Source organism: Luteimonas lutimaris (assembly GCF_039537065.1).
Lineage (GTDB): Bacteria > Pseudomonadota > Gammaproteobacteria > Xanthomonadales > Xanthomonadaceae > Luteimonas > Luteimonas lutimaris.
This window is the reverse complement of record NZ_BAAAZU010000018.1, coordinates 1,451-2,246: the sequence shown is the minus strand read 5'-3', so window position 1 is coordinate 2,246 and position 796 is coordinate 1,451. Positions and strand designations below refer to the sequence as shown.

The following is a 796-nucleotide window of genomic DNA, read 5'->3' as shown; positions in this document are numbered from 1 at the left end:
GCCGATGCAGAAACTGGCCCTTGCCGCTTAGCTCCACTTTTGGCGACCGCTAAAAGTGGGGGGATTACCGTACGAGCGTTCCTCCTTTTACATACACAGTGATCCCGCGGAGTTCTCGCAAGAGACCGTGATTGAGCTTGATCGCGACGGCAGCTTCGCTCATGTTTGGGTCGTGGCGACTTCTCCCCAGCAATTGACGCAAAGGCTTACAGTTCTACGCAGGTTGCAGTTCCGATGATCGGGGCGCGGTCTAACAACTCGTTCAACCCGAACCCGCTTCGTTCCACCAACCACATGGCAGATGAAGCTTGCCATGTGGTCGGCTCCACTACGCAGGTCGGGTTAACTCAAGCGTTAGGTGCCAAATGGAGATCGACTCGATTAGTCCAGTGATAAGCGGTGTCATTGGCGGCATGATCGCCACATGGCTCACGTCTCGTTGGGCACGCAACCTACCCACAAGTTACAACCGCAAGTCGCGTAACACCTTGCTCAAGCAACATCGTCCTGCAATCTGGTCGGCCAACGTCCTGTTCTTCGTTGGGCTCTGCTTCGGGGTTGCCCTTTACCGGGTAGGTGGCTTCGCCAACACCGACTGGCGGCCACTGCTTTGGGGGTTCGGCCTAGCATCTGTGCTACCACTACTCGCCCTGGCAGTTGTTTCTCTAGTATCTGGCCGCAGCGCCAAAGAGGCATATGTTGCGTTTGCTTGGGGTCAAGGCAGTCCCATCTGGGCTACCTACGGCATACTCGGCGCAGGTGTCGTTGCGTTCGCCTTCGCGGTCGCAGGCCTTGG

The 796-nt window shown here is 57.2% G+C and carries 1 protein-coding gene; it reads left to right on the top strand.

Annotation, left to right across the window (positions count from 1 at the left end; translation table 11 throughout):
• Positions 1-365: 365 nt before the first annotated feature.
• Positions 366-796 (top strand): hypothetical protein (locus ABD679_RS11205; protein WP_344760070.1); only part of this gene is annotated, 431 nt, incomplete at its 3' end.